Annotated in this window: 19 protein-coding genes; all 19 read right to left on the bottom strand. The window is 47.9% G+C overall.

Features of this window, described 5'->3' with window-relative positions; genetic code table 11:
* Positions 1 to 28: 28 nt before the first annotated feature.
* The 19 genes from ACWHYD_RS04480 to dat all read right to left on the bottom strand — a co-directional run bounded on the left by ACWHYD_RS04480 (position 29) and on the right by dat (position 25,986).
* Entirely contained in the window at positions 29 to 1,996 is a 1,968-nt protein-coding gene (locus ACWHYD_RS04480; RefSeq protein WP_447964720.1) for a cytochrome ubiquinol oxidase subunit I, read from the bottom strand.
* A 688-nt stretch (positions 1,997 to 2,684) separates the two neighbouring features.
* Positions 2,685 to 3,557, bottom strand: a complete 873-nt coding sequence (locus tag ACWHYD_RS04475) for a formylglycine-generating enzyme family protein (protein WP_447964719.1) — start codon at positions 3,555 to 3,557, stop codon at positions 2,685 to 2,687.
* Between the two features lie 85 nt (positions 3,558 to 3,642).
* On the bottom strand, positions 3,643 to 4,563 hold the full coding sequence (locus tag ACWHYD_RS04470) for a formylglycine-generating enzyme family protein (protein ID WP_447964718.1): 921 nt from the start codon (positions 4,561 to 4,563) through the stop codon (positions 3,643 to 3,645).
* A 50-nt stretch (positions 4,564 to 4,613) separates the two neighbouring features.
* On the bottom strand, positions 4,614 to 4,988 hold the full coding sequence (locus ACWHYD_RS04465; protein WP_447964717.1) for a hypothetical protein: 375 nt from the start codon (positions 4,986 to 4,988) through the stop codon (positions 4,614 to 4,616).
* A gap of 10 nt (positions 4,989 to 4,998) precedes the next feature.
* On the bottom strand, positions 4,999 to 5,733 hold the full coding sequence (locus ACWHYD_RS04460) for a DUF3047 domain-containing protein (protein ID WP_447964716.1): 735 nt from the start codon (positions 5,731 to 5,733) through the stop codon (positions 4,999 to 5,001).
* Positions 5,733 to 7,604 carry a cytochrome ubiquinol oxidase subunit I gene (locus ACWHYD_RS04455; RefSeq protein ID WP_447964715.1) on the bottom strand — a complete coding sequence of 624 codons (1,872 nt, stop codon included), beginning with the start codon at positions 7,602 to 7,604 and terminating at the stop codon, positions 5,733 to 5,735. Before ACWHYD_RS04455 ends, ACWHYD_RS04460 begins: the two co-directional genes overlap by 1 nt.
* 1 nt (position 7,605) lies before the next feature.
* Complete coding sequence (locus ACWHYD_RS04450) at positions 7,606 to 8,679, bottom strand: hypothetical protein (RefSeq protein ID WP_447964714.1); 1,074 nt, start codon at positions 8,677 to 8,679, stop codon at positions 7,606 to 7,608.
* 66 nt (positions 8,680 to 8,745) lie between these two features.
* Positions 8,746 to 9,225 carry a PCP reductase family protein gene (locus ACWHYD_RS04445; protein ID WP_447964713.1) on the bottom strand — a complete coding sequence of 160 codons (480 nt, stop codon included), beginning with the start codon at positions 9,223 to 9,225 and terminating at the stop codon, positions 8,746 to 8,748.
* 7 nt (positions 9,226 to 9,232) lie between these two features.
* Positions 9,233 to 9,949 carry a DUF420 domain-containing protein gene (locus tag ACWHYD_RS04440; RefSeq protein ID WP_447964712.1) on the bottom strand — a complete coding sequence of 239 codons (717 nt, stop codon included), beginning with the start codon at positions 9,947 to 9,949 and terminating at the stop codon, positions 9,233 to 9,235.
* A gap of 31 nt (positions 9,950 to 9,980) precedes the next feature.
* Complete coding sequence (locus ACWHYD_RS04435) at positions 9,981 to 10,958, bottom strand: methyltransferase (protein ID WP_447964711.1); 978 nt, start codon at positions 10,956 to 10,958, stop codon at positions 9,981 to 9,983.
* Between the two features lie 185 nt (positions 10,959 to 11,143).
* A complete protein-coding gene (locus ACWHYD_RS04430) occupies positions 11,144 to 11,938 on the bottom strand; it encodes a carboxypeptidase-like regulatory domain-containing protein (protein ID WP_447964710.1) in 795 nt (264 codons plus the stop codon).
* A gap of 301 nt (positions 11,939 to 12,239) precedes the next feature.
* Positions 12,240 to 14,108 (bottom strand): thioredoxin domain-containing protein, encoded by a 1,869-nt coding sequence (locus ACWHYD_RS04425; RefSeq protein WP_447964709.1) that lies wholly within the window; start codon positions 14,106 to 14,108, stop codon positions 12,240 to 12,242.
* Positions 14,109 to 14,320: 212 nt separating this feature from the next.
* Entirely contained in the window at positions 14,321 to 15,664 is a 1,344-nt protein-coding gene (locus ACWHYD_RS04420) for a HEAT repeat domain-containing protein (protein WP_447964708.1), read from the bottom strand.
* 40 nt (positions 15,665 to 15,704) lie between these two features.
* Positions 15,705 to 16,316, bottom strand: a complete 612-nt coding sequence (locus ACWHYD_RS04415) for a hypothetical protein (protein ID WP_447964707.1) — start codon at positions 16,314 to 16,316, stop codon at positions 15,705 to 15,707.
* 59 nt (positions 16,317 to 16,375) lie between these two features.
* Positions 16,376 to 17,299 (bottom strand): carboxypeptidase-like regulatory domain-containing protein, encoded by a 924-nt coding sequence (locus ACWHYD_RS04410; RefSeq protein ID WP_447964706.1) that lies wholly within the window; start codon positions 17,297 to 17,299, stop codon positions 16,376 to 16,378.
* A gap of 14 nt (positions 17,300 to 17,313) precedes the next feature.
* The gene (locus ACWHYD_RS04405; protein WP_447964705.1) at positions 17,314 to 18,231 is read right to left on the bottom strand and encodes a carboxypeptidase-like regulatory domain-containing protein; all 918 of its coding nucleotides are present in this window, start codon (positions 18,229 to 18,231) and stop codon (positions 17,314 to 17,316) included.
* 364 nt (positions 18,232 to 18,595) lie between these two features.
* Positions 18,596 to 19,537 carry a formylglycine-generating enzyme family protein gene (locus ACWHYD_RS04400; RefSeq protein ID WP_447964704.1) on the bottom strand — a complete coding sequence of 314 codons (942 nt, stop codon included), beginning with the start codon at positions 19,535 to 19,537 and terminating at the stop codon, positions 18,596 to 18,598.
* A 441-nt stretch (positions 19,538 to 19,978) separates the two neighbouring features.
* Complete coding sequence (locus ACWHYD_RS04395) at positions 19,979 to 24,853, bottom strand: hypothetical protein (protein WP_447964703.1); 4,875 nt, start codon at positions 24,851 to 24,853, stop codon at positions 19,979 to 19,981.
* Positions 24,854 to 25,131: 278 nt separating this feature from the next.
* The gene (dat, locus tag ACWHYD_RS04390; RefSeq protein ID WP_447964702.1) at positions 25,132 to 25,986 is read right to left on the bottom strand and encodes a D-amino-acid transaminase; all 855 of its coding nucleotides are present in this window, start codon (positions 25,984 to 25,986) and stop codon (positions 25,132 to 25,134) included.
* Between the last annotated feature and the right edge of the window lie 9 nt (positions 25,987 to 25,995).

The raw sequence follows: 25,995 nt of genomic DNA, 5'->3' as shown, positions 1-25,995 counted from the left end.
CCACGATTGTTTGTAATTGTATTTTTCGTTAATGACCAGTTGCAGATTGAGGAGATGGAACTGGCTGCCCTGCAGGCGAAGGAACCGGTATTTTTTTAGCACCTAGTGTGCCAAGCCAAAAGACAAACATTATACTGATCCAGAAAAACAGCACATTAAACGAAATAACGTTTGCCGCAAAACCAATTGTATGGGTGTAGGCCCATGGAGAATTATCCCGCATTACTTCATTCACGTGCCAGAATAATCGCACCGAAGAACGGATATACCCCATTAATCCCATCATCCACGTGAATGCTGTGGCCAACATGATGATCGCATATTGTGAACGTGGTGGAATTTGGCCCCATCTGATCGGCCCCAATTGTCTTCCATTTTTCAACATCGCCAGGTTGAGCGGGGTCATTAAGAGCAGACAAGACAAGGTTCCCGCCACCTGAGGCACAGACAAACCGATTCGTACGTTTGCAGGTATAAAGTACCCATAACAAGCCAACCAAACATTATTTAGCTGTGCTATGACAAAAAAACAGCCCATAAAAATATTACCAAACTTAGCCCAGCTAACTGTGGGGACCCTGTTCCCTCGCTGGTACCAAATAAAACTCAGAATGGTTGTCATGATAATGGCGTTAATTCCACCATTTTTGGCAGACATGACACCATAATTTCCGAGGACCGGATGCTGCTGCCCGCCCATCGCTTTCAATTCCGCGGGAGACATCACGATCGTGTGCGGCGTAATAAACACCAGAAGCCCAACCACTAAGATAAACACGAGATATTTAATATACCTTTGGAAACGCTCCCCACCCGTCATACGGCCAAGAGCTTGCCACAGGTAATAATTGGTGGTGAGGAATAGAATTCCAATCATGGTGGCTTGAATAATAAATAACCAAGCCAGCAACCCACCCATTAAGGTAATTCCCATCTGCTGACGGTAGGCATACACCTCCCGCATCAACCAATATCCGGCAAAGGGTAGCGGAATTAAAAACGCCACACCTAAACTCATTGCGATATAGCCCATCCAGTCATAATGAGCACGCTCTTCATCCGTTTTTGATGAAAGGAAGCGATAGGCAGCATAGGCAGCTACCACACCACCACCAAATGCCATGTTCCCAAGAATCCTATGAACATTCAAAGGATTCCAAAGGGCCGTATGAATTACATGCCAAATATTTCCAAGATATCTCCCCTGCTCATCAACTCCAGCCGGGGACATCATAAACGCAATCCATGAATTAGCGAGGAACATCAGCACCGTTCCAATCACATTCAGAATCACGGACATGCTGAGATGAACCCACTTCAGGACCCCTTCCCTCATCTTGTCCCATCCGTAGTAATAAATGTAGAGGGTTGCACTTTCCGCCACGAATGTTAATGCATAAATGTGCATGACCGGACGGAAAATACTAGATAAGTATCCAAAAAAGGCAGGATAAAGAGTCAGGAAGGTAAAGATCAGGATCCCACCCAGGATCGCAGTCAAAGAATAGGCCGTCAGACTGATCTTGATAAAATCATAAGCCAATTGGTCATACTTCTTGGCCATAGCCTTATCTTTGCTCACCATACCGGCAAATTCGATACACATACAAAAGATTGGAACCGCCAACACAAAGCTACCGTAATAAAGATGCTGCTGGTTGGCTACCCAAAGGAGGACACGACTCTCGAAGTTATACCGAGGATAAAAAGTTTCGTTGTCGGCCGTTACCGGTGCGCCCTCTCCAATGGCTGGACCTTCCGTCTTGTAATAAATGTCACGGCCCATCTCCACCTTTTCCGCCTCGCCTTCCTCTCCCGCCTTTTGTGCGGCAACGACATCTGGTGGAGGACCACCTGCTGGTGCCCCGCCACCACTCGCCACAGCTGAGACCGACAGGAAAATTGGCAGCAAAAGCAGACCGCCCATTACCATCAGGGCCGAAACGGCGAACAACTTTTTCTTCCCCCGGGTCATTTGATTGAACAGGCGACCCATTGACCTACCTCCTTGTGAAAACGTGTTGTGTTTAAACCCATCAAATTTACCTAAAATTCGTCATGAATGTGAATCTTAAATATTTCCATTCTTACGACTATCTGAACATGTAGAAATAGTCCAACCCCTGAGCGTCCATCAGTACATAATCCAGTGCCTGAAAATACACAAAACAAATAACCAATGAAACTATTACATACAGAGCTGTCTGCATGCGCCCCTCCTTGCGTCTAAGAGTATTAAATAATTGATTGTCTTATTGGAAATCATGCTTTTTTAGCAGGGGCACTGAATGCCTGAAAACCAATAGAAAAACCAAAGGCTTACCGAGCAGGTTACATAAAAAATCGCTTTTCCAATTTTAGTCTCTAACTCCGTTGACTCTCTTATGACAGCCGTCGAATCACCCATTTCAATTCCTCCCTGTGCTTAATTCGAAACTGAATCTTAAATGATTTTCCCTAATAAACTTCATTGACATAATATAATTTTTCGTGCTATTCAAACATTTATTGATCACGTAAAAAGAGGGATTGCACATGCGTACAAATGCAAAAGTGTTCGACATTATAGTTTTGGCCGGAATGGTTGTCAATATTCTGCTTGCCGTCTTTCTCATCCTCTACTATTTTGATTTTCTTTAATTTTTTTGATTTTCCTCAACAGAATTTCGTCACCTTTATTGTCATTAATTTGAACGTGCACATCTGAAACCAATTGTCTCATCTCGAAAATCAGGAACCATAAAACTCCTATTGGTGATTCGGAGATCTACGCCTCGGCTCGTATACCCACTTCCTCTCATTGTCTTGTAAGTCGAGGTTGGCCGATTATTTTCTTGCGAAACTGAATCTTTCTGTAGATATAGATCTTCCACGTACCAATTATCCGTCCATTCCATAACATTTCCTGCCCCGTCAAAGACCCCGAATACACTTTGATCAAGGGGAAACGAACCTACTGGAGCCGATACTTCAAACCCATCGCCCTCCCCTGCAAAATTGGCAGGATGTCCGGTCAACCCATCACCCCACGGCCAGGTGCGTCCATCTGTCCCTCGCATAGCTTTTTCCCATTCCTGTTCAGTAGGGAGACGCTTGCCTTTCCACTGACAATAGTCATTCGCATCGCTCCATGACACATAGGTAATCGGCTGATAAGGCCCTCTCAACAGTCCGAGCTTTGCGGCATAACGAGATGGCGGGCCAGGTTGCCGATGGCCTGTAGCTTCCACAAATTCCATATACCGTTTATAGGTGACTTCATATCGATCAATCCAGTACGTCCCTAAATTAGCGACGTGGGCAGGCTTTTCATTAAATCCGCCTTCATTACTGCCAAGAATGAATTCCCCTGCAGGTATCTCAACCATCTCATTCCCTATGTCAGGATCAGGAACCATCGATTCTGTGGACGGCTCCAATGCTGAAGAAGGCATTGATTGGGGAGTTGGGTCCGGGAGACTTGGGGGAGTGTCGGTCCCTTTCAAAATCCCTAATAATGGCAGGCCGGTCATAAACAGGACCGCAATCAGAAAAATTAATTTAAATCGACCGTCCATGTCTCCCTATTCCTTATCCGTCAATATGTCCTATCTCGAGAAACCATGGGCGATTATTCACGCCGGCGAGGAGCCTGCTTACCGCTTAGGAGGATTGAGGAGTCTCAGTGGCCGGAGGATCTTTTGCGCACCGAAATCCAACACTGGCATCGTTCCTCCACATTTTAGCTGCAAAACGCTTGGTAACCCTGGCGCCGATACGAGATTCTCGCCAAGAGCCCCCACGAATGACTTTATTCTCATCTTCGACTTTTGGTCCTGGGGGATCCCGATATGGGGCCTGTTGATAATAGTCAGCAGCATAACTATCCATGACCCACTCGGCTACATTGCCGGTGGCATCATAGAGTCCGAAAGGGCTTCTCCCTACCTCAAAGGATCCCACAGGAGCTAAATACTGAAAGCCATCTTCCTTCCCATCAACATTGGCAAACTGATATTCGAATTTTTCCCCCCAAGGATAACGCCGCTTCCCTTCTCCCCTGGCCGCCTTTTCCCACTCCGCTTCGGTCGGCAACCGCTTCCCAGCCCACTGACAATACCCAAAGGCATCGTTCCAGGTCACAGCCACCACCGGATAATCGAGACCGACCAGCTTGGAGACATCATCTTCAAAGACCGGCACCTTAGGTTTGTCCCGTTTCGTCATCTTGATATACCGATCATAATCTGCTTGTGTGACTTCTTTAAGGTCGATATAAAACGTTTGGAGATACACCGGATGCGATGGCCCTTCATCGGGATCCCCATCCTCAATGCCCATGGTAAACGGCCCTTCAGGAATTTCGACCATTTCCCGGCCATCATCCCCGACAAACGTTTTATACATGGAAAAATCTTGTGTGGGCATTGGCTGCAAGACCCTGACGTTGGCCGGTTGGCCGGCCGACAATTCCGCCAAATCAGCCTTCCCTTTATAAGTCATATAAATCAACATCACGATCATCATGATAAATGAGCCGAATACAAATAAAATTGAGCCGATGAGTACCCGCTGATTTTCCATGACTACCTTGCCTCTCGCTTTGACACGCTCACCTCGATGATTCAGATTGATTACGGTTGTAAATGATTAGGATGCTTGTCGCACTCAGGAACGGTTTGATTCCGTTGTCGCCACGTCTCTATAAGCATCGAAATCCAAATTCCCAAAAATCCACCCATTGCCGCACCCGAGGCTGCGCCAACCGTCACAGCCTCGGTTCCACTCACTCCTAATGTCAGCAAACCACCTAAAATGGTTCCGATAAAAATACTCAAAAAAAATCCTCGTCCGCCTACCAAGCCCACTCCGGCCCCAAGAATGGCTCCCAATGCTAACGCAACAGGAAGCCACCCATCCCCCATGAAGACCCCGATCAAGAGGCCCACTGTCCCTAATCCAAGGACTCCAAGGAGGACATCAAAAATTTTAGCTGGAGTTATCTTCACTTTTCACTCTTCATTCACGCACAAGATCACCTTTGGATGATTCAGCCTGAACCTGAATGGACCCAAAGTCCACTTCCACTCCCGGCCCTCCTAACAAAGAAATACCCCAGGCATGTGGAGCCGGCTCATGATCATGAATCCTCAGAAAATCTTCATATACATTAACCCGCTCCTCAACCCACGTCCCAAGGGATTCAGTCCCACTACGAATGACAATTTCCGTGGAGCTAAACATGCCACCCTCTTTAACTGACCCTACCGGAAGCGTTGCACTCCACACATATTTCGTATTCACGGGAATAAACATCAAGTCAACATCCAATGACGGGTAGATTGCGGCCAGGAAATCGGCGTTATCGGGAACCGTCTGTATCCGCCAACGCCAGGTCAGAATAGGGTGCTGCTTCGGGTCCCACGTCATGTGCTTGGTATAAACCCGTTGATTGGCGTCCTTTGCCGAAAGGAAAAAAGTCCCATCCTCTTCCTGAATCGTATAGGTTTCATGGGCAGTGACCGTACTCCGCTGCGCTTCCCATCCCACGGGAAATCCTTTAGCATCAGGATGCTGAAAATCCTCCAACACCATCGAACTACTGGAAGACCCTGTGTTCGGAACCTCTTGGGCCCATGCGGCACCACTTCCATATACTAAAATACTCACGATTAAACAGGCCAAAAAAGAAGACCTTGCACGGACTCGCTTCACATTTCCTAAATTATTGTATTGCCCATGATAAACTTTCATTATGCGGATTCCTCTTCTGAAATAACCTGAATCACCGGAGAAGGCCTTGCAAATTCAGCCGTTCGCCGCTCTACCACTTGTTGATCCCGTCGGCTAAGCCAAAACACGAAAAAGACTGAAGACCAAAAAACAATCATATTGAGGGTGACCATTTTTGCTGCAAATCCCAGAGAAGGGGTAAATGCCCACGAGGATTGATCCGGCATTATTTCGGAAATATGCCACTCCAATCGGCCAACGGACCGTATATACCCCATCAACCCCATTACCCAGGTAAAGGCGGCAGCCACAACAAACAATGCCACAATCCCACGCGGGGTAATTCGTCCCCAATGCACAGGCCCGTTCATGTGAGCGCCACGCAATAACAACCGATTCAACAATAACCCACCAACCACCATAGTCGCGGTCGTCATCCCTTGAGGGTAAGAAAGGCCCACGCGGACATTTGCCGGAATATAAAATCCGTAAATAGCCAACCACACAATATTGGCAATACCCATGAGGAACAACCCCACAAGAAAAATATTTCCCTTGGATGCCCACGGTACTGTCATCACATAATTGGCTCGCCGATACAGAATGTAACTCAGTGCGGTTAAACAGATCATGACATTAACCGCACCATTCTTTGCGGACATGACCCCATAATTCCCAAGCACCGGATGCTGTTGCCCGCCCATGGCTTTCATCTCACTCCCACTCATCGCAATGGTGTGCGGGGTAAACCACACGAGAAAACACACCATCAATGTAAAGAGAATGGCCTTAAAATGTGGATGAAAGCGCTCACCACCCTGAAGGCGGGCCAATGATTGCCAGATGTAATAATTAATTCCCAAAAACAAGACACCAACCATAATGGCTTGAAGCACAAACAGCCACGACAACATGCCCCCCATCATGGCCATGCCCATAGTTTGCCGAAACTCAAACACAGAGCGCATCAACCAGTAGCCTGCAAGTGGCATGGGCAGGAGCGCACAGACCACAACCACAATAAAGACATGCCCAACCCAATCATAATACGCCCGATCCTCAGGGGTTTTTGCCATGAAATACCGGTATGTCGCATAGGCGACGACCACGGCGCCACCTGACATAATATCCGCCAAAAAGCGATGCGTGTTCAGTGGATTCCATAATGGAGAATGCAAAAGATGCCACACATTTCCTAAAAAGTGCCCTTCGGCATCAACTCCGGCTGGTGCCATCATAAACGAAGCCCATGAATTGGCTAACAACAGTAAAACCACTCCGGTTGCGTTTGAAAGAACTCCAAGAGTCATATGGACCCACTTTGCCGCCGGAGTCTTGAGGAAATCCCAGGTGTAATAATAGAGGGCCAACAGGAATGCTTCACTCACAAACACCGTGGCATACACCGGCATGACGGGCTTAAACGTCGATCCCATGTAACTCATAAACCCAGGGTAAAGAGTCACAAAGGTTATGAGCATGAGACAGCCTAATAAAGCGGTTATGGACAAGGACAACAGGGCCACGCGCAAAATATCACGAGCCAGTCCATCGAACTTCTGTTGGGATGCCGGCTGCTTTCGAGTAATTCCTATGAATTCCAATAATAGACAAAATAGGGGAATTGATAAGACAAATCCCCCAAAGTAGGTGTGTTGCTGAGTCACAAACCAGACCACCAACCGGTTATCCACGAGAGGATAAGCTGAATAATCCTGGTGGGTCTCCGCGACAGATGGACCCTCAATCGTTCCGGGAGTTTTGTAGAAAATATCCTGGCTTGCCTGCCCATCAGTTGCCGGTAAGGAATAAGCATCCATACCCAACGCAATTCCGGACTGCATGAGAAAGATGAACAGCACACTCAATAATGGTTTGAAAAGATTTTTCAATTTAATTCACCAAATTGCCATGCCCGACTTTGGCAGCAGCGAGGGAAGGAAGAGGTTCTGAGGATTTAGAATTTTGGAGTATCCCCATCACAAAGGGACACCGTTGTATGGATTCAGGAATGCCGACAAGCTGTTCTTCATAGGATTTGCGCCAACCAAGAAAGAGGGTATACAGCGCCATCACCATGGCGGTACAGGCGGCTATCCCCATAAATCCTACTTGGGAAATCTGCTCCACCCGGAAGACAAAGGCGGCCATCCCCATGAGAACCAGAAAATACGTCGCTGAAAAGGTCAGATTTGGCCACATCCAAAACCAAAGGGATGACAGCCAGGTTCGTGGCCTACTTCCCTGTGTATTTTGAGCATATAACGATTCCCCGCTGAAAAACGTCTTCATTCCGATGGAGGCGATCATAACGGGAACAAGCAATGATTGAAGGATGGGTTGCAGTTCAATCGGCCCCACAGTGAACAGGAGCCACGAACCGGCTATCCCTATCATGGTTGCCAACGCGCCCCATTTCACAATGTTTCCTATTTCCTGCGGAATCCATTTTCGTAACGCCTCTCCGTCAGGAAAGGTTGGGACGACAACCCCTTGTTGCCTCATCCGTTGCACATGCCCGATTTCAAAGGCATCCCGGGTGACAGACGTGCATGAAATGATGGTTGCCATCATGGCTGGACCTTCCGGATGGAGCAAAAAATCATAGGCCACAAAAACTTGAAGAATCGCCAAAACCAAAAGGGATAATTGAATCCCATAGACCAGACCAATCCATCCCACCAACCAGACCCACTGCTTTACCCCGTCTTCGCGCCAGGATTCCATGAGAGAGACTCCACGTCCCTGTCGATAGGACCAGATGGCGGTAAGCATACAAATACAGCCGGTGAATGCCAGAAGCACCAACGGATCGGCAAGCGGCAAGACAGGCTTGAGAAGGTGATAGATCCCAAAGGCCACTAAGCCGGGAGCCAGCATCACCAAACGTTTCCGCTTGCGAACGGGTTGATCCGTTACTAAGGCATTCAATTGCGGAAGAACACGAAGGGAAAGTCGATGCAACATATCGTTACTCGCTTTGAAGAGATTTCCAGAGATTAATCGTTTTCGCTAATTCGCTCACAAGGCGTTTCATCCGCGCCCTGCCGCCATACCAAAATAACGGGCTTTCACCTCTTCCATGAGTGCAACCGTGACCGCAGGCATCCCGCGATCCAAAGCTGTACGCTCCAATTCAATTCTCGCCATTGCCCGAATTCCTGACGGAACATTATTGATACGGCGCTCTGCGTCCGGGCTCCACTCCACCATCCCCTTATTCCGCGCCGACCCAACTCGGGAAACCGTCACAACCCTTTGCCCCCTGGTAGAGGCAAACTCCTCCACCTCTTCCCGAACAAGGGGAAGTAAATAGGGAGGAAGCCGGCTCAACTGATATAAAGCCTCATCTGACCATAAAGTGTGAGGGGCCATAGAATCCAATTCCTTGGCACTTCCTTCGGCCCCGAGAGAAAATTCACACCGATCGCAATGAAATTTGGCAAACACAGAATCGGAGGGCAACTCTTCAATATCCATGATCCGCAAGAAATAATCACAACCGCATTGCATGAACAGCCTACCCAATTTTTCCTGGATAGAGGATGTAGAGCATCGTGTAGGTGAACGTTCCCGTTACGAACAAGACACAGTAAATCACCATGGTGAATCGTCCAAGCACTCGATGCCGCCTGGCCCCATTTGGCCAAATCCGCTGGATAGATATTTCAATGCCAAACACCAATGCAATGAGAAGAATAAGACCAAGATACACACTGAATTTTCCCATGGAAAATCCAGAGGTCATGACCCGTGACAGGAAAAATAGGAGGACAATGGTGGTCACCCCTCCCAGGATCATCGCAATACGTCTCCCGGAAGTCTTTAATATCGCATCCTTCAAAACCCGCTTCCCTTCCACGAAAGTCTGTGACCGGAACCCCAACACCATCATATAAATGGCCATCACGAGGCCGATCACGACCAGGAGAATATGAAGGGTCAAGACAGGGACAAACACCTGGTCATATAACCATTGAGGTCCGCCAAAGCCTTCCTTTCCCTCAAAAGCCAGGACACCCAGACTGCGAAACAAATAATAGCTGATAAAGAAGGCGAGCATGGCAATCATCCCACCGAACATCAGCCAATGGTGCCGATCATTGTTGTGCTGCCTCGCCTGAATCCATCCGACAATAAACAATGCCGTAAAGAACGTCGCCATAAGTTGGCTCACATCCGCTCCAACCGTGGCATGGGTGCCGAAAAATCCGGGTTCTCTCAGCCATACCGCCATTTCATCCATAATTTTGTGCCATGCCCTTCTGTTATTTGGTGCCTTGAATCATGGCACGCGGTTCTAATTCTTCCACGATTCGAAACCCGGCTTGATCCATCCATTGGCGACTTTCCTGAATCGTAAAGCATTCGCCACATTCGGTATTCACCAGGATATGAACAGCAAAGGCTGTCGTCCAAGCAGGACTCGTTTTGGTCTGATCCAAAAACCGGTCTTTAATGATCAGTCTTCCACCCTCACTCAGGCAGGCATATACTTTTTTCACCAATTCCGCATTGGTTTTGCCATCCTGATAATGAAGAATATCCGACATGAGGGCAAGATCATACGATCCCTGAAATGCATCAACATGAAAGTTTCCGCTTTGCAAGTGAATACGATCCGCTAATCCCGCACGCTCGACATGTTGTTTAGTTACCTTCAGTGTTTGTGGAAGATCGAAAACCGTGGCGGACAATCCGGGATGTTCCAGGCAAAAGGCAATGGCATTGGTTCCTGCCCCACCGCCAACATCCAGCATTCGCACCGCTCCATGAATGGGGACACTTTTCGCCAATCCCTGCCCACTTCCCTGTCCGATCCGATCCAAGACGGTAAGCACATGGGCCCCCAATTCCGGATTGGTTTCAAACACATGTTGGGTTACCGGTGACCGTCCGGTTCTTACTGTCTGTTCCAGCTGTCCCCAATGACTCCACTCCGCATCATGCAACAGTAATAAATGCCCTACATACTCTGAGCTTGATTGCACCAAATGTCGTTCAGCCACAGGAGTATTGGCATACAACTTCTCTTCTTTCGTTAACACACGCATCGCCACTAAGGCGTTCATCACCAACTCCAAGGCCCGTGGATTGAGCTTCAGAGAATCGGCAACCTCATTAACCGTGAGCGACTGTCCCTTGAGTGCGGTAAAAAGATCCAGCTTCACAGCGGTGAGGAGAATTTTGGTTTCCCAGTAGTAGCCTATCTGAAAAATATCTGCGAGAGATGATTCACGAATCACATGGGGCCTCAAACTCAACTGGCAACATGAAAAATCATTTTCGATGTCGATCTTAACGGGGTCATTTTGCGAGGTCAAATGCTGAACGATCAGAAAAATCGCCTAAGCTTCTCACAAAAAACAAGGGCAACTAGCCCGTGGCTAGTTGCCCTTGACAGAAGAGCTATGCCTCAATCGAAAGAGACTTATTTAATCTCGAAATTGGCTTCGACGGTTCCCCCGTCCTTCACATCCACATCGGCTTCCACTTCCCCGGCAATAGGATGCCAGGCCTTTACTTTGTGCTTACCAGCAGGCACGTCCTTGATTTCAAAGGTTCCGTCGGCACCGGCCACACTATAATGCGCATTGGTCACCGGCAAATACCAGCCTTGCATAAATTCATGTTGGTCACATTGCAACCGCAACACAGACCCCTTTTTCGACATTTTCAATTTGACGCTTTTTTCTAAAGAATCACCTTTTTTGGCCAGACCGATATTGAACTCGGTGCTGGACTTGGCACCTAATTGATCAAAGCTATGAGGATTGTGCAACACACCTTCCGCCGACTTAGGGTCGCTGGGATCGGCATCATTATTGACAACCTTAAACAGTCCTTTACTTACGGCTACTCCGGTATATGGCTTAAACTCACACAATTCAGCCTCCACCAATTGCGGAGCTTCCTTGTCGGCTTTGCCTAAGAATGCTTTGTCTTGAATATCCGTAACCGCCACCACCGCATTCTTTAAACCCTTGCTTCCATCTACTTCCACTTCCTTCAGCAATCGTGTCTCTCCATCCGCACTCTTGCTCTCATTTTTTTTGCAAAACTCCACATTGGGAAATTTTGAGAAAGCAAATTCTTTTGGTGGGGGTACTTCTCCGGCAAACGTGACTTTCCCTTTAATAGTTCCCCCCGCCTGGGCGACTAATGGGGCAGCAATAAGCATGCAGCCCACTAAAAAAGACATAGTTAAAGACTGACGGTTCCTCATGATTCTTCCTCCTAGTTAAGAATGAAATTGAGTTGACGTGGGAAAACAACCTAACTTGATGAGATCAACCCCTTTTACCCCGGCCAGGTATAAAAAAGCTGATCTTGAAATGGATCGTCCGACAGCACCCACTTCCGTATATATCAGGAATAAAAAAAACGTGTCAAGAAACCCAACAAGAACTAGGTCCTTTGTGCTAACCATTAGGCCTTTTAGTTCGCGGAAACATGAAAAGTTTGAACAGACAATATTTTCCCTAAAAATCAATGGAATGGTAACCGGGCATCTGAACACACTCGCATCATTTTTGTACAGGGTCCCTGAGTAGGGCCACCATGTCGGCCACACTCTTTTTCATGTCCTCTGCATGAAAGACCGGAGCCGAACACATCCGGTCAGTACAGACAAACGCGACAGGTCGTTCCTCATAGGGAAAAATAATGTCACCCCATTTCGGCGGTCCCTCATTGGAGTCAAAACTTTTCACAATTTTTCCAGGGCAAAACATTCGCTGACCTTCCACCAATAGGGTTTTGGTCATGGCATCGTCAAAATCTCCTACCACCGCAATATGAATAGGGATCCGAAACCATTGATCGATAGCCAATCCGGACAATGCGAGAGGGAGTGGCTCTCGGGACGTGACCATGGCCTGCAAGGCATTCTCAGCCAGAAAACGATATGGTTGCTTCCCCGTCAGATGAAAAAGATCGAGGTACCAAATGGCGGCTTGAAGATTTTCCTTCACCGGTTTAGCTGGGAACTTCAGAAGACCTAATTTACCAGACGTCTGTGGATGATCAAAAAATCCCCCATTCTCCGAATCGTGCAATAACCGCCGGCTTACATCGGCGAGGGCTTCAGCGTTTTGTAAATACTGAGATTGCCCTGTCACTTTAAAGGCCTCAAGTAACGCTTGACCAAAGAGCACATGGTCAGACAATAAACCGTAAAGGCTTGGAACCCCTCCCGTCTCAACATGAGCAAGCCCCTTTTCCATGTCAAAACGCTTCTCATACAATCGGCTCAACATCTGAAGAGCCATGTTCCCTATTTCGACTTTTTCCAATACCAATGAGGCATGCAAATAGGCCCAAGCCATCAATGCATTACTCCCTGTAAAAACTCGTTGGTCCACATATGGGATACCGACGGCCAATCGTTTGCTCTCATTGAGAGAATAGTACTCGGCTCCAGGCATGAAAGCTTCCCCTTCAGTTCCCAGAACGTCGGCATCTTGGCTTTCATACAATAACCCCGTTTGCGAATCGGTTAAAAACCGCGAAACATATTCAATGAGCGCCAGGGCGATGCGTTTAAATTGAAGATCCCCGGTGAGTTGGAAGGCTTCAACATAGTTACGAAGATTCAGAGCTTGAATCGACAACATCTTTTCAAAATGCGGTTGACTCCAATCTGCTTGTTCGGCATAGCGGTAAAATCCTCCCCAAACCGGATCAAGTAAGCGCACTTGTCTTTTTAAGGTATCCAATCCTATTTTGAGTAGCTCAGGATCCTCCTCAAAGAAGCCATAGGCAAAAACCATTTGGATGGCTTCCGGTTCGAAGAATTTAGGGGCATCCCGAAACCCTCCATTGACAGCGTCAAATTGAGCTCTCATCATAGCCACACTTTGCTTTGCCATAGACGCCTGAAGCTCATTCCCTCTGGAAGAATCGTTCTTCACCTTCTCGTTTACCCGCTCCCATAAATGAGAGGCCTGCTTGAGCAACTCACCTTTGTCGGCGACATAAATAGACTGCACCTCAAGGAGCATGGTTTCCATTTCCTCAGAACCCAAGGCGTTCGCCTGAAAAAGAATTTCTCCGGTCGGCAGAAGGACGTTGGTCGTCGGCCACCCTCCCGCTCGATAACGAGCATCCAAATCTGGGCGCTGATCCGTATCGACCCGAACAGGAATAAATTTGGTGTTGAGCAACTGTACGATACGAGGGTTAGCGTAAGTCGTCTGATCCATCACATGGCAGGCATGACACCATATGGCGGTTAGATCCAAAATAATTAATTTGTCTTCGGCTTGCGCACGTTCGAACGCTTCATTTCCCCATTCATGCCATTGAATAATTGGATGGTCGATAGACTCACTATGAGGCCGTATTTCAGCATGAACGGGACTGACGAGAAGCCATGCACCGAATCCGGCCAGCATCCATAATCTGCAACCTCCCTGGATACGGCATAAGTCATTCCGCACCTCAGTCACCGAGACAAATGCGAACTTGATGATCGTGCGCCAGAATTGGCCCAAAGGGATGCATTTCCCAATGCACCGCACAAGTTGGAGGAACATGTGAACACCCTTTATCTGGTCGTACCTGTCCATCTTCAGGAAGACCGCTTATAGGGCAACAACCAAACTGGTTAAATACCGATCTCCTTATCCAAAATCCTCACAATGGCAGCGGCGGCGGTCACCCGCACCGCTTCATCAGTATCTCGAAGTGTGCGCTTCAAAGTCGGTAAGAGAGTGCGGTCGCCAATACGACCCAGTGCGCGGGAAGCCCCAATTCTGGGACGAGGCAACGGATCATTGAGAGCCAACATGAGAGCATTGAGGACATCCTGACCTTTCCCATTTCCAAGCGCCTTGACTGCACCGGACCGTATGGCCGGATTTTGGTCATTGAGAAGATGCTGGACGGTATTCCTGACTACTGAATAAGGCGCTCCTGACTTTAGCAATGACGCCACGGCCGCCGCCTGCACGCCGGAATTGGAATCGGCCAAGGCCCTGGTTAACGGTGTTAACACTTGATGTTGTTCGTAATACCCCATGCTAAAAGCCGCCACACTCCGTACTGCAGGAATTCGATCAAACAACATTGCTTTCAATGTCGGTAGGGATTCAGGCGCCTTCAATTTCCCTAGGGATGCAATAGCTGCGGCACGTATCGAAGGCTGTGAGTCAGAAATAGTTTTTTCCAATATTGGTATTGCCCGACGATCCCCTAATTCGCCAAAGGCACGGATAGCTGCCCCCCGTTCATACCCTTCCTCGCTTTTCGCACCTTGCTCCAAACGAGCCCAATATTGCTTGTGACCCAACTGATATAATGCTCTTGCTGCGGCAATTTGGACAAGATGCTGCTCATCGTTCAACGATGGTTCAATCAATGGCACCAGACTCACGTCTCCAGATTGTCCAAGTCCACCCAGAACGGTTGCCCGTACCAAACCGGCCTCGTCGTTCAATGCCTCACGAAACACCTTGGAACGCAGTCCGGCTTTTCTTTGCCCTAAAGCTTCTGCCACCAATGTTCTCACCATGCCGTTTTCATCAGTTAAGCCTTTTTCCAAATATTCCACGGCATTATCAGATTCGATTTCCTTTAACGCGGTATAGGCGGCCCCTCGCATTTGCTCCCGCATATCGGAACGGAGAGGCAATATACTGGCAATGACCATCTGCCGTAGCAAAGGCTCGTCTTCCCGCTTGGTTACGCCAACCTCTTTATCATAGGTTTCAATGGCTTCAGGAGTTTTTCCCAGGTTAGCCAAGGCAAGAATGTACAGGCGAGAAACTTGCGAGGGGGAAGAGAACTCTTTTTCTAATGGCTTAACGAGGTCAACGACCTGCTGAAAAAGACCCTGCTCATAGGCTTTTTGCACCTGAACAACCGTTTCCTCCTGTGCCTCTTCCGCCCAAACCGAACCTGAGAAAATCCACAGGACTCCCAGAAAAAACATTGCATTATAACGATTCATCCTTTTTTATTTACCCCCATTTGCTAGCCACATCATATGTCTACCCCCTCGGAATCGGGGCTTCCTGAGCCTCAATAATTCGATAGCCTAATGGTGCTTCAAAGTAATAATCTGGTTGCGAAGAAAGCACCACATGATGATATTCCACAAACCAGTCCCGATCCTGGCTTAAGAGTTTCAAGAGAACCTCCCGTTGAGGATCCACCCATTCGAAAAATCGTTCGAGTTGGCCAAAACGATCTTTGACCTCCACGTCATAGAGCAGGGCAGGTTGATCCCCTACCACGGATTCCCCAATAACCGTTCGACTCGTCTCTCCCTCCAACCGGATAGAAAATGGTAACAAATAATCCAAAATTAAGGGAACGCTTAAGATCATTCGCCGTTGCGACAACATATACCAGGTTTTTTGTTTATCCAATCGAATAATGAGAACGCCCGCATAGCCTAACCCTGTTCGTATTCCCCCTGCCGGCTCAATGCGATAGCGATCCTTTTTCGCAAACAACTGGGCTTTGGCGATATGGCCTCCCGTCTTCCATATGAGTCTTGCGGAGAATTCCCTGGGACTGTGGTCAGAGATGTTGGGAGAGTCGGCGAAGGCCCACCCGGGCGGGAACCAAGCCACTATTCCAAAAATGGCACAACCCACCACGCCCGCCAATTTCTTATCACAAGTTCGGGAGAAAAGAAGGGAAACGTCTATCCATTTCATGGTCTTTGGTGTTCAACCAAAGGCTCTATTAGAACAGGGTGGCCCAGAGCAGCGGCAGAAAATCGAGGCGGGGTCCTGATGGTATGTGCCGTCCAACGGCCTACGGGAGATTCCAAGGAAAAATCCCTTCTCACGGTTTGATTCGGTTCCACGGAAAATTCATAAACCTGCTCATGCTTCACACTTGGATGCCATGCACGAATGCGATAACTTCCAGGCGGGAGTGATGAAATAACATACTCTCCCCTTTCATTGGTAAAGTTGAAATAGGGATTATCCACCGCAATCCCCCAGCTTTCCATGTAGGCATGAAACCCGCACTGCATCACAAAGGTTTTACGTCCCTTGCTCAGTTGAAATTGATGGACCAAGGATTTCCCCGGCAGATGCTCATGTGTCGCATGAATATCTTCACGTTGATGCCGGGGATTAAAGGGCAGAGGAGAATTAAATAACACCCGCGTACCTTGGCTCAACGACGTCTCATAGGCTTGAATATCATGCATGACCGGATCCATATTCACCACTTCAATCCCATGCTCATCACGAACAACCGTCGTAAATGGGAGAAATTGACAGTCGCGAGCTTCCACCTTCGGAATAGAAAGGGAAAACGGTTTCCCGGCATTTACACCTTCAACCACAATCACGACCCCTTGAAGTTGATTGTGATCATTCACCACAAAGTCCTTAAGGAGCCGCCAACCCTGGCCATCAGAAATGCGGCCGCAATACTCTGGATCAGGGAACGTCACCAGGTTGTACGCTTTAGGAGAAGGCGGAATGCCCTTGAGAGTCACCGTGCCGACAATGGTGGCCCCATCCGTTACGTCAATCACTTCATAACCGAAAGCGGTCGAACTGGTGATCCAGAGCAAGCCTATTATCACGACAATTTCCATCACTCGCTTCTGTTTCATGCTCACCCCTTCTCTCAGGGAACTTGTCGTCGTAACGACGGGATAATCTCAACGCCCTCTCCAAGCATCTCCAGCCCAAAATGCGGATTTTCCTGCATTTCATGCACGCTTCGCCGTCCCTGGGGAGACTCATATTGAAAGTCTAATGTCAGCGTTTTTCCCGATTCCACCCGGACTGTTTTTTCTAAATAGGTTTTCATACCAGGATGCCAAACAGCCACCTCATATTCTCCTGCTGGAATATCGCTAATTTCGTAGGCTCCATCCTCTTTGGAAATCGAATAATAGGGATTTTCCACCACTAATCCCCAAGAAAACATATAGGGATGAAATCCACATTGCATAACAAACACATCACGGCCCTTTCGCAAATGAATTTTTTCAATCATCGGTTTTCCGGGAAGATGGGTATGGACATTTTCCCCAAACATACCAACTACATTGTGAAAGGGGTTCATGGGCAACGGACGATTAAACAAGACCCTGGCCCCTCGTTCTCTTGCCGTTTCATATCCCTGGATATCATGTTCTACCGGATCCATATTAATCACGGTGATTTCATCCTGGTCCTTTAAGACATTGACAAATGGCAAAAAATCGCAATCAATCGCCTCAACCTCGACCTTTGGCAAAGAAAACGGTTTGCCTTTGTCTACCCCTTTCACCATCACCACCGCATCCTTAAGCGATCCCTGAGGCCCAATAATAAAATCCTCAACAATGCGCCACCCAGTTCCGGTAGAAATTCTTCCACAATATACGGCATCCGGGATCGTGACGAGATTAAACGCCATCGGTCTTGGGGGTTCACCAAGTAAACGGACATGCCCTTGAATTGCCCCTCCATTGCTGACCTGGCTCTCTTGATAGGCCCACCCCATGGATGACACCATCATCAGGAAGATCACGACCACCAAAACTCTCATCATCATTCCAACGCCCTCCTTCTCATCACTGCCGGCCCAAAAATATCAATGTGTTATATCTGCCCTCTTCCCAAAAACCCTATAATCAGGAAGTACTCCCGGTCACATACAACAAGACACTCGAGCATTAAAATATCCTTGCGAGCATCTCATAGTGATTGGTAGCTTTCTTTGGTGAGCCACTCCTCTCATATCACCCTATCACATTCGAATCACCAGAAATTCAGATTTAAACCTTTTGCGAACTCAAACCCTCTGAAATCAGTACCGTCCCCTGCGTTTAGTAAGAAGTATTGAAAAATACATCAATAATCTTTGTGAGAGGAAATGGAGAGCAACTCAGCAACGAGAACGCATCCATTTCTCACCATTAGGGAGTGGAAATCGAATGAGTGAGGTCATTCTTCAATCCAGCAGCACACCGAAAGCCCAGCCAGTTGGCCTGTGCCTCAGGAGCTTTTCCATTGCGCTGGGCTGTCCGCACAGTCGGAGTACTATCCATCCAGCCACCGCCACGAAATACCCGATGTTCACCGGTCGACGGGCCTTGCGGATTCCGGTCCGGAGCCGTCTGATAATATTCCGGATCGTACCAATCGTTCACCCATTCTGCGACATTCCCTGCCATTTGAAAAACGTTATAAGGACTGACCCCGATTTCATACTTATCAACGGAGATTATAGGTGGATAAAGAAGCAGCCGTTCAGGTCGATCACGAACTGGGCCGGAAATGCCCGATCTCCCAAAATTTGCTCGCGTAAGCCCTGCCGGGGTATTTCCCCATGGATAAATTCGTGCGTCCGTTCCTCTGGCAGCTTTTTCCCACTCCGCTTCCGTAGGCAGCCGCTTTCCTGCCCACCGACAATAGGCATCGGCTTCAAACCACGAGACATGCATCACGGGATGATGGGCCATACTCTCCTGAAAGTTTCCTCCGTCGAACTTCCAATCCGGTAATGGCGGACGACCCGTGTCCACGACAAAACGCAAATACTCCAAAGCCGTGACTTCATAGGCATCAATCTCAAAGGCATCCAGGTACACCTGGCGTTGGGGCATCTCAGGCCGGTAGGCCTTCCGATCAATTTTTTTATTACTCCCCATGGTAAACCATCCGGCTGGAATTACCACTTTCTTTTCTTTAGTCGGCCATTGGGCTCGCTGTAAAGCCAATTTCTTACCAGCTTCAGTCCATTCCGGTCGTATGTCTGACACGTCCAACGCCCATGCCATCATCACCGATATCAAAGTAAACCCGATCACCAACAAACCGGTCGCAACAAGACGTTTCTTACTTTGTCTTCCACGCATAAACCCCTCCAAATTAATCCGATGACTAAGACGCCACTGATGGAAAAATTGGAGAATTCACCACCCCAAGGCCGAATTCGGATGACTTCATTTCGCTCGGAAAAGAAGGCATTCGCTGGGAACCCCAATATTTTTATGTCAGTATGGTCATTTAATTGACCAAATCGTAGCTTCACCTTTCGACGAGGTCAAGGCATTTGCCAAAAGCCATAATTGGCTTAAAAAAAAACTATTAGAATTAATAATCCTAGATTCGCTTAAATGGGGGATACTTCTTGTAGAAATATCATAACAGCTTACCTAACGGCATTTTCAATTTGGCTTAAATTAAAACTTTGATCCGTTTCGTTTCACAACCGATAAAAGAAATCCAATACAAATATAAAAAAATGGGGGATCCTTGCGAATCCCCCATTCTTAAAACCTTAATGATGAAGTTGGTTATTTGGCTGCCACCGGCAACACCCTTCCAGTCTCCACCGCGTCGATCGAAGCTTGCTTGATCTCACTCGCTCCTCTTTCCAGAGGCAGGATCCGTTGGTCATTTTTCGGGAGTACCCTTAAATAGCCCCACTGACCTGATTGAGAGTAAGGCAGCCGCTGATTATTCCAGACATAATCTGCGGGAAGCATATCACGTCCGCCAGCGGACGGAATAAACACATCGATCGTTTCCGAACCGGCGAACTCCACCACACTGATTTCGTCCGCTCCCGGCATGAATGGTTCGATGGGCCATTCATGTTTTTCCACACTAAACATCCCGTTTTGCTCGCTGCTGGCACCGAACACATGAATCCTCACAGGGTCGCCAGCATGCGCCTGGATAAGCGGTGTAACAGGATCTTGTGGATTATCTACCTCACAAGGCTGAAACATGCGTCCAAGCGTACAACCAGCTTCTTCTCTGTGAAGGTAAGGCTCAGAACGATAATTGACACCGGTGAGACCGGCTACATTCTGAACATACGGCATAAAGCTGGTGCCGATGATGTTGTCTTCATCTTGAAAGAGTAAAGCCACATCACGGTAATTTTTGCGGTTTTCTTGACCTGGAATGGCCTTATCGACAATCACATCCGCTTCCCAGCTATTTTTCAAGGAAATGTCCGCACCGGTCTTCGGATCACGGTATTGCGACCCTTTAGGCCCGATGATGACCGCCCCGAACAAACCGTTTCGTGGGTTGACCATCACATTTCCCCAATCCCATACCAAGGAAGAAATCTCTCCGTTAAAAGGATCTGCATAATAGGTATAGGTCTTTGACTCGCCTGGGGCAATCGTTTGATCGCCTTTGTTATTACCGACATTTGCCCCCAATGAATCTTGTGGATTAAAGGCCAATGAAATGGCGGAGAAGGAAGCCCGGCTCTCCTTCATTTTATTTTTGAGATTAACTTTAATGCAATCTCCCACGTTTGCTCGAATAGTCAATGGCATCGGGTGGTAATCCCCGGCCACTTTAGTGACCTCATCCTCAAGGACGTAGATCTTGCCCTCAGGATTTCTCAGCTCAATGGTCCTCTCAAAGTCAATCTCAATGGATTCCGGAGCACTGGGATTAAAACTCATCCCTGGAAAGTCCATGGCGACCACATTAAATGATTTCACAGGAGCCTCTTCCGGACAAACAGGAAGGGGCTTGGGAATCACATTTCTACCTGAATACCCTGTTGGTAGCGGCTTAAGATCTGGCGTCTCCTTATCCAAGACTCTCAGGATTCCCCAACCTCCCTCGGAAAACTTTGAGGACCGTCCATTAAAATGAATATAGTCTCCAGGTTGCAGACGAGGACCGCCTGCCTTTGGAACCACTAAATCATATCGCTCAGCGATCCCAATATGCATGGAATTTTTCCTATTGGCATCACCGGCATACCGCTCACTCAAAAACGTGTGCCCTGATATTGTCCAGGTCATCGTCTCATTCATGAGGGTATGAAGAAGACGGAAAACTACAGTATCTCCCAGGTACGCTCGTAATAATGGCGTATCCGGATCACCATGTTCAGCGCTACTGAATATTTTTGAAGCATCGGGATTCACCGCCAAACGTTGGGCGATGGGTTCCGCCCTGAAATTCAGGCCGCTTCCCGTTGTATGCGTCCCTCCGTTGAGGAAGGGCATTGGGGTCATAAGAATTTTTTCCGGCATCATAAATGACACCGTTTTACCGGCTTCCAACGCTACCTCAACCGGCTGCCCTGGCGGGTTGCCAGCGGTCACAATATTGACCGTATGAGGAACCGTATCATGAACTTGGACCACCATTTCCCGGAAGCTATTATCTACACCATAGCCAACCGGTTCAACGGTATGGATATCCGCAATTGGACCGCTCCTGACCAGTTTCCCGGTCTTAGGATCATGATAGGTTGATCCAACTGGTTCCACGACTAAGGTGCCGAATCCACCATGAGGCCAAGTAGTGGCCCCGAAGGCATGATCATGCCAAAACACGGTTCCCACGTCAGCATCAGCCCAAAGTCGTGACCGCACAAATTCCACCGTCACGATATCCCCGACGGGATGATCATGCTTCAGGGGTCGAACAAAGGTAATGGTGTCGCCCTTAATAGATTTGATGCGACGAATCTCGTTGCCCTTGACATTATCGGCACCAACCAACAATTCCGTATTGACATGGTATTGCGCCGCATTTTTGACCTTAATGCTGGAATCGCCCTTTTTTGCCTTTGCCGTAAAGACTGTATTCATCGGCACAGGAAGACCCTTCTTGGTCTTTTTCTCCAGCATTGTAAACGGACGGACAGACTGTTCATATGAAAAACCGGTGATCACTCCATCAGATGCCTGGTTGTCGAATTGGAGAAAATGAGGATGAATATTGATTTTGGAGGATTGGAAGTTTGTAAAGTCGTCATCCAACCATTCGCTGGTCAGCGTATAATCCACACAATCATAAACATTGGCACGAAACACCAACGGCAATTTTTTGTCGTTATTTTTTCGTGTTTCCTCTTCCTCTTCATGAAGGACATAAATCAACCCGTAAGGATCAATGACAGGAGCTTCCTTACCCTGAGGGCCGGCCATTTCAATTGGAGTGTTGATGAAATGAATATTATAGTATTTTCGTCCGGCATTCTCCGGGCACAAACTCCACCGGCCGTTTTCTCCTGGTTTGGCCGGCTCAGAAGTTCGTAGACCATTTTCATCCTGATGAATCATTTCCAACCAAGGGGCGGGATTGTGATTTGGTGGGAACATGACCCGTTTCCCGAAATGTGGAGTCAAATGCGGCCATGATACCTTTCCCGTCATCGACTCAAATAGGATCGGCCGGCGCTTACCAGGAGTTCGGGAATGGTACTTGGGATTTTCAATTGTGCTTTCCTTCTCGGACATGGCTTTATTACCATCCCAAGCCCAATCCAATACCGTTGCATCATAAGAAATAATCTGACCCTTTTCGTCATCTTTATGACCAGGCTTTCCTTGGGCCGGCAACTGAATTTCCACCCATTCTTTAATATTGATAACCGCTGGGTTCGATTTCCAATCGCTCTTTCCTTTTTCAACGATGGTGAATTTTTTCCCAAACCAATCGACTGTTTTTCCAATCAATTGATCAGAAGTGACACCCGCCTTCATCCGCCCTTTTCTATCGGGCAACTCTCTGAGGTTTGGCATGACATCCGTGCGGTTGTCATCTGTCTGCATGGTATTATATACCCGCCAATACCCCCACATTCCTGCAACGTAATGATGGGCGACATGGCAATGAAATAGAAAATCCCCTGCCAGTTGTTGGCATAAGCCAGACCCACATTCCGTCTCCAAATCCAAAGCTTCTGAAGGCCCGATTACTTCAACATCAACCCTGTCGGTTTTAGTCCTGATTACGGGATATTTGACCGGACCGTTTTTCGCGGCATGCCACAGTGGCATTTCGTCAATTGCCCGCGGGCTCCTCGGCCATCGGATCGTCCCACCATGTGGATGGTGGGAATGAAATACCTCAGACCCTCCGTGAACCAACCTGAACTTGGCAGGATCACCGAGATAGGATCGAGGAATCGTCGTTGGAGCATCACCAAAGGTGTAAGAACTATAGCCCATCGATTCATCTTCAAAACCGAAATATTCGTGCTGCACATGCATGTTGTTGATGCCAAATGGCTCACTCCGATAATTAAGAGCTCGAGCCCCAGGACGATAGGCATCGGTGAGGGGATCCCGTTGTGGTAAGAAATCACCATGCTTGTTTACCGGGCGAAACGCTTCATCACCCACCTCATGGTAAATCAACACGAACTCACGAAAATCTGGTCCCGTTCCATTTTTGATAATAGCTTGCCATCCACTGGCCATAGGTGTTGGGTCCCCGTTTCCTAACGGATCCAAATATTCGGAACCGTGTGGTTCAACCACAAAAGTCCCCATGAGACCCATAACCGTTAATTCGCGATCATTACTAAATGTATGAAATTGTCGGCCACCCTCCTGGGTGTCTGGATGGATATACCATTCCATCTCTACAACTTGCCCTTCTTCAGCCACGGTATCACGATTGGTTGTCGTAGCAGGCTGTCCGGTTTTGCTGATAACCATATTCGAACCATGAATGTGGAGACTGGCCTCCTCACCAAACTCGAGTTGATTCCGGAGAGTGAATTTCACACAATCGCCTTGATTTCCTCTGATCACAAGAGGTTGAATCCATTGGTTCTGAAGACCGTTTGTCACCGCGCCGGGGTCACCATGACCATCCACCTCTCTCGCTTCCGCATTCTTGGTTTCCTCTTCGCGTACCTTATCGATATTCTCCGTCAGGACATACATGTAGCCCGGATAGTAATCAAGCCATTGGTTGAGGGTAATCTCGGCATTGATGGCGGAAATGTCATATTCCCTGACAGGGGCAGTTGATGGACAATTTCCACCACTCGCCGCAACAGGTTCCACATTCCGATCGGATGCCAAAAGTAAATCCTGGCCTCCTGCGCCATATTGATGCATGTTGGTCATCGTATTGTAAAAACCGGTCGCTGTATGGTCGGCATGTTGGGCACCGGATTCGTTTTCCATTCTCAACATGATCCGATCATGTTGGCGTTCTACCATGGCGGCCCTGTTCGGACGACCTTCCTGGGTGTCCTCCATGATTGTCTGCCCCTTTAACCGCTCTGCCCATCCAGGTGATTCTTGATGAACCATTCCCGTGCTGTGGATAACTTTATCCTGGATTTCTTCGGCCAGGAGCGTTCCCCCTGACAAAAAACTTGTTCCCCCGACTAACAATCCAATGGAAAGTGTGGTGATGGCTTTCCTAGATTTCACGTGAAACATGGACCGGCCTCCTTAATGTGAAATAAACTGACAAACCAAAGACTTTTCTTACAAATCAAACAGTCGATAATATTCCATCAAAATGTTGGGAAGGGCCAAAGGTAATCCAATCGATTCAGGCTGTCAAGTCCGAAAGATTTAAGTTTGATTTCATTCGCATTTATCATCAGAAATATTAAAATGGCATACCCGAAATGAAAATGTAAATCTAGGCAAACGGTCGCCGAATGGCTGCCAGTTTAATTCCCCTTCAGATTAAAAATTCTGACTTTTAGAAACTACGACATCGTGAGGCGGGAAACATGGGCAGTAAACTGCTGTTGCAGAATTGTGGTAATGGGACCAGGCTTTCCATCCCGTAGCGTTTCCCCATTAACTTGAATGACTGGCAGAATTTCAATTGTGGTACCCACAAGAAAGGCTTCGTCGGATTGCAGGAACTCTGAAATAGGAATAGGTCGAAATTGGACGTTTAAACCTTTTGCCTGAGCTAAGGTCACCACCTGCTGTTGCGTCACACCGGCGAGAACCAAATGATTGCGTTCCGGAGTGATAATTGTGCCATTTTTCACAGCAAAGATATTACTGGTAGCCCCTTCGGTCACCTGTCCGTCTCTCACAAAAATTCCCTCAAAGGCATTGGCCTCCCGGGCCTTTTGCTTAGCCAATACATTCGGAAGCAAATTCAGGCTTTTTATATCACAGCGGTGCCAACGTGTATCAGGTAGGGTAATGACATTGACTCCCCGTTGGCAGACTTCTGTCGGCAAGGCAACCATTTTCCGAAATGCCAAAAAGACCGTTGGTTCTCCAATTGGGGGGAAGATATGCTCCCGTGGAGCCACCCCTCTGGTCACCTGAATATAGATTTTCCCTTCCTGATACCCACTCTGCTGAAGGCCGTGAAGTAGGAGACGCTGAAATTCGGCTTGTTCTAAAGAAAAAGGGAGCTGGATTTCTTTGGCACTCCTAACGAGCCTCTTGAAATGCTCACCCAAAAAGGCGGGAACCCCATGATAAGCACGAATAACCTCATAGACACCATCCCCAAATAAGAACCCACGATCATCCGGAGAGATCTTCACCTCTCCTAATGGAGAAAAGTGTCCATTGAGATACCCGATATCCGGCATGATGAAAAT

The sequence above is a fragment of the Nitrospira sp. Ecomares 2.1 genome (assembly GCF_965152585.1).
The sequence above is the reverse complement of the archived record's forward strand: the minus strand, read 5'-3'. Positions and strand labels throughout refer to the sequence as shown.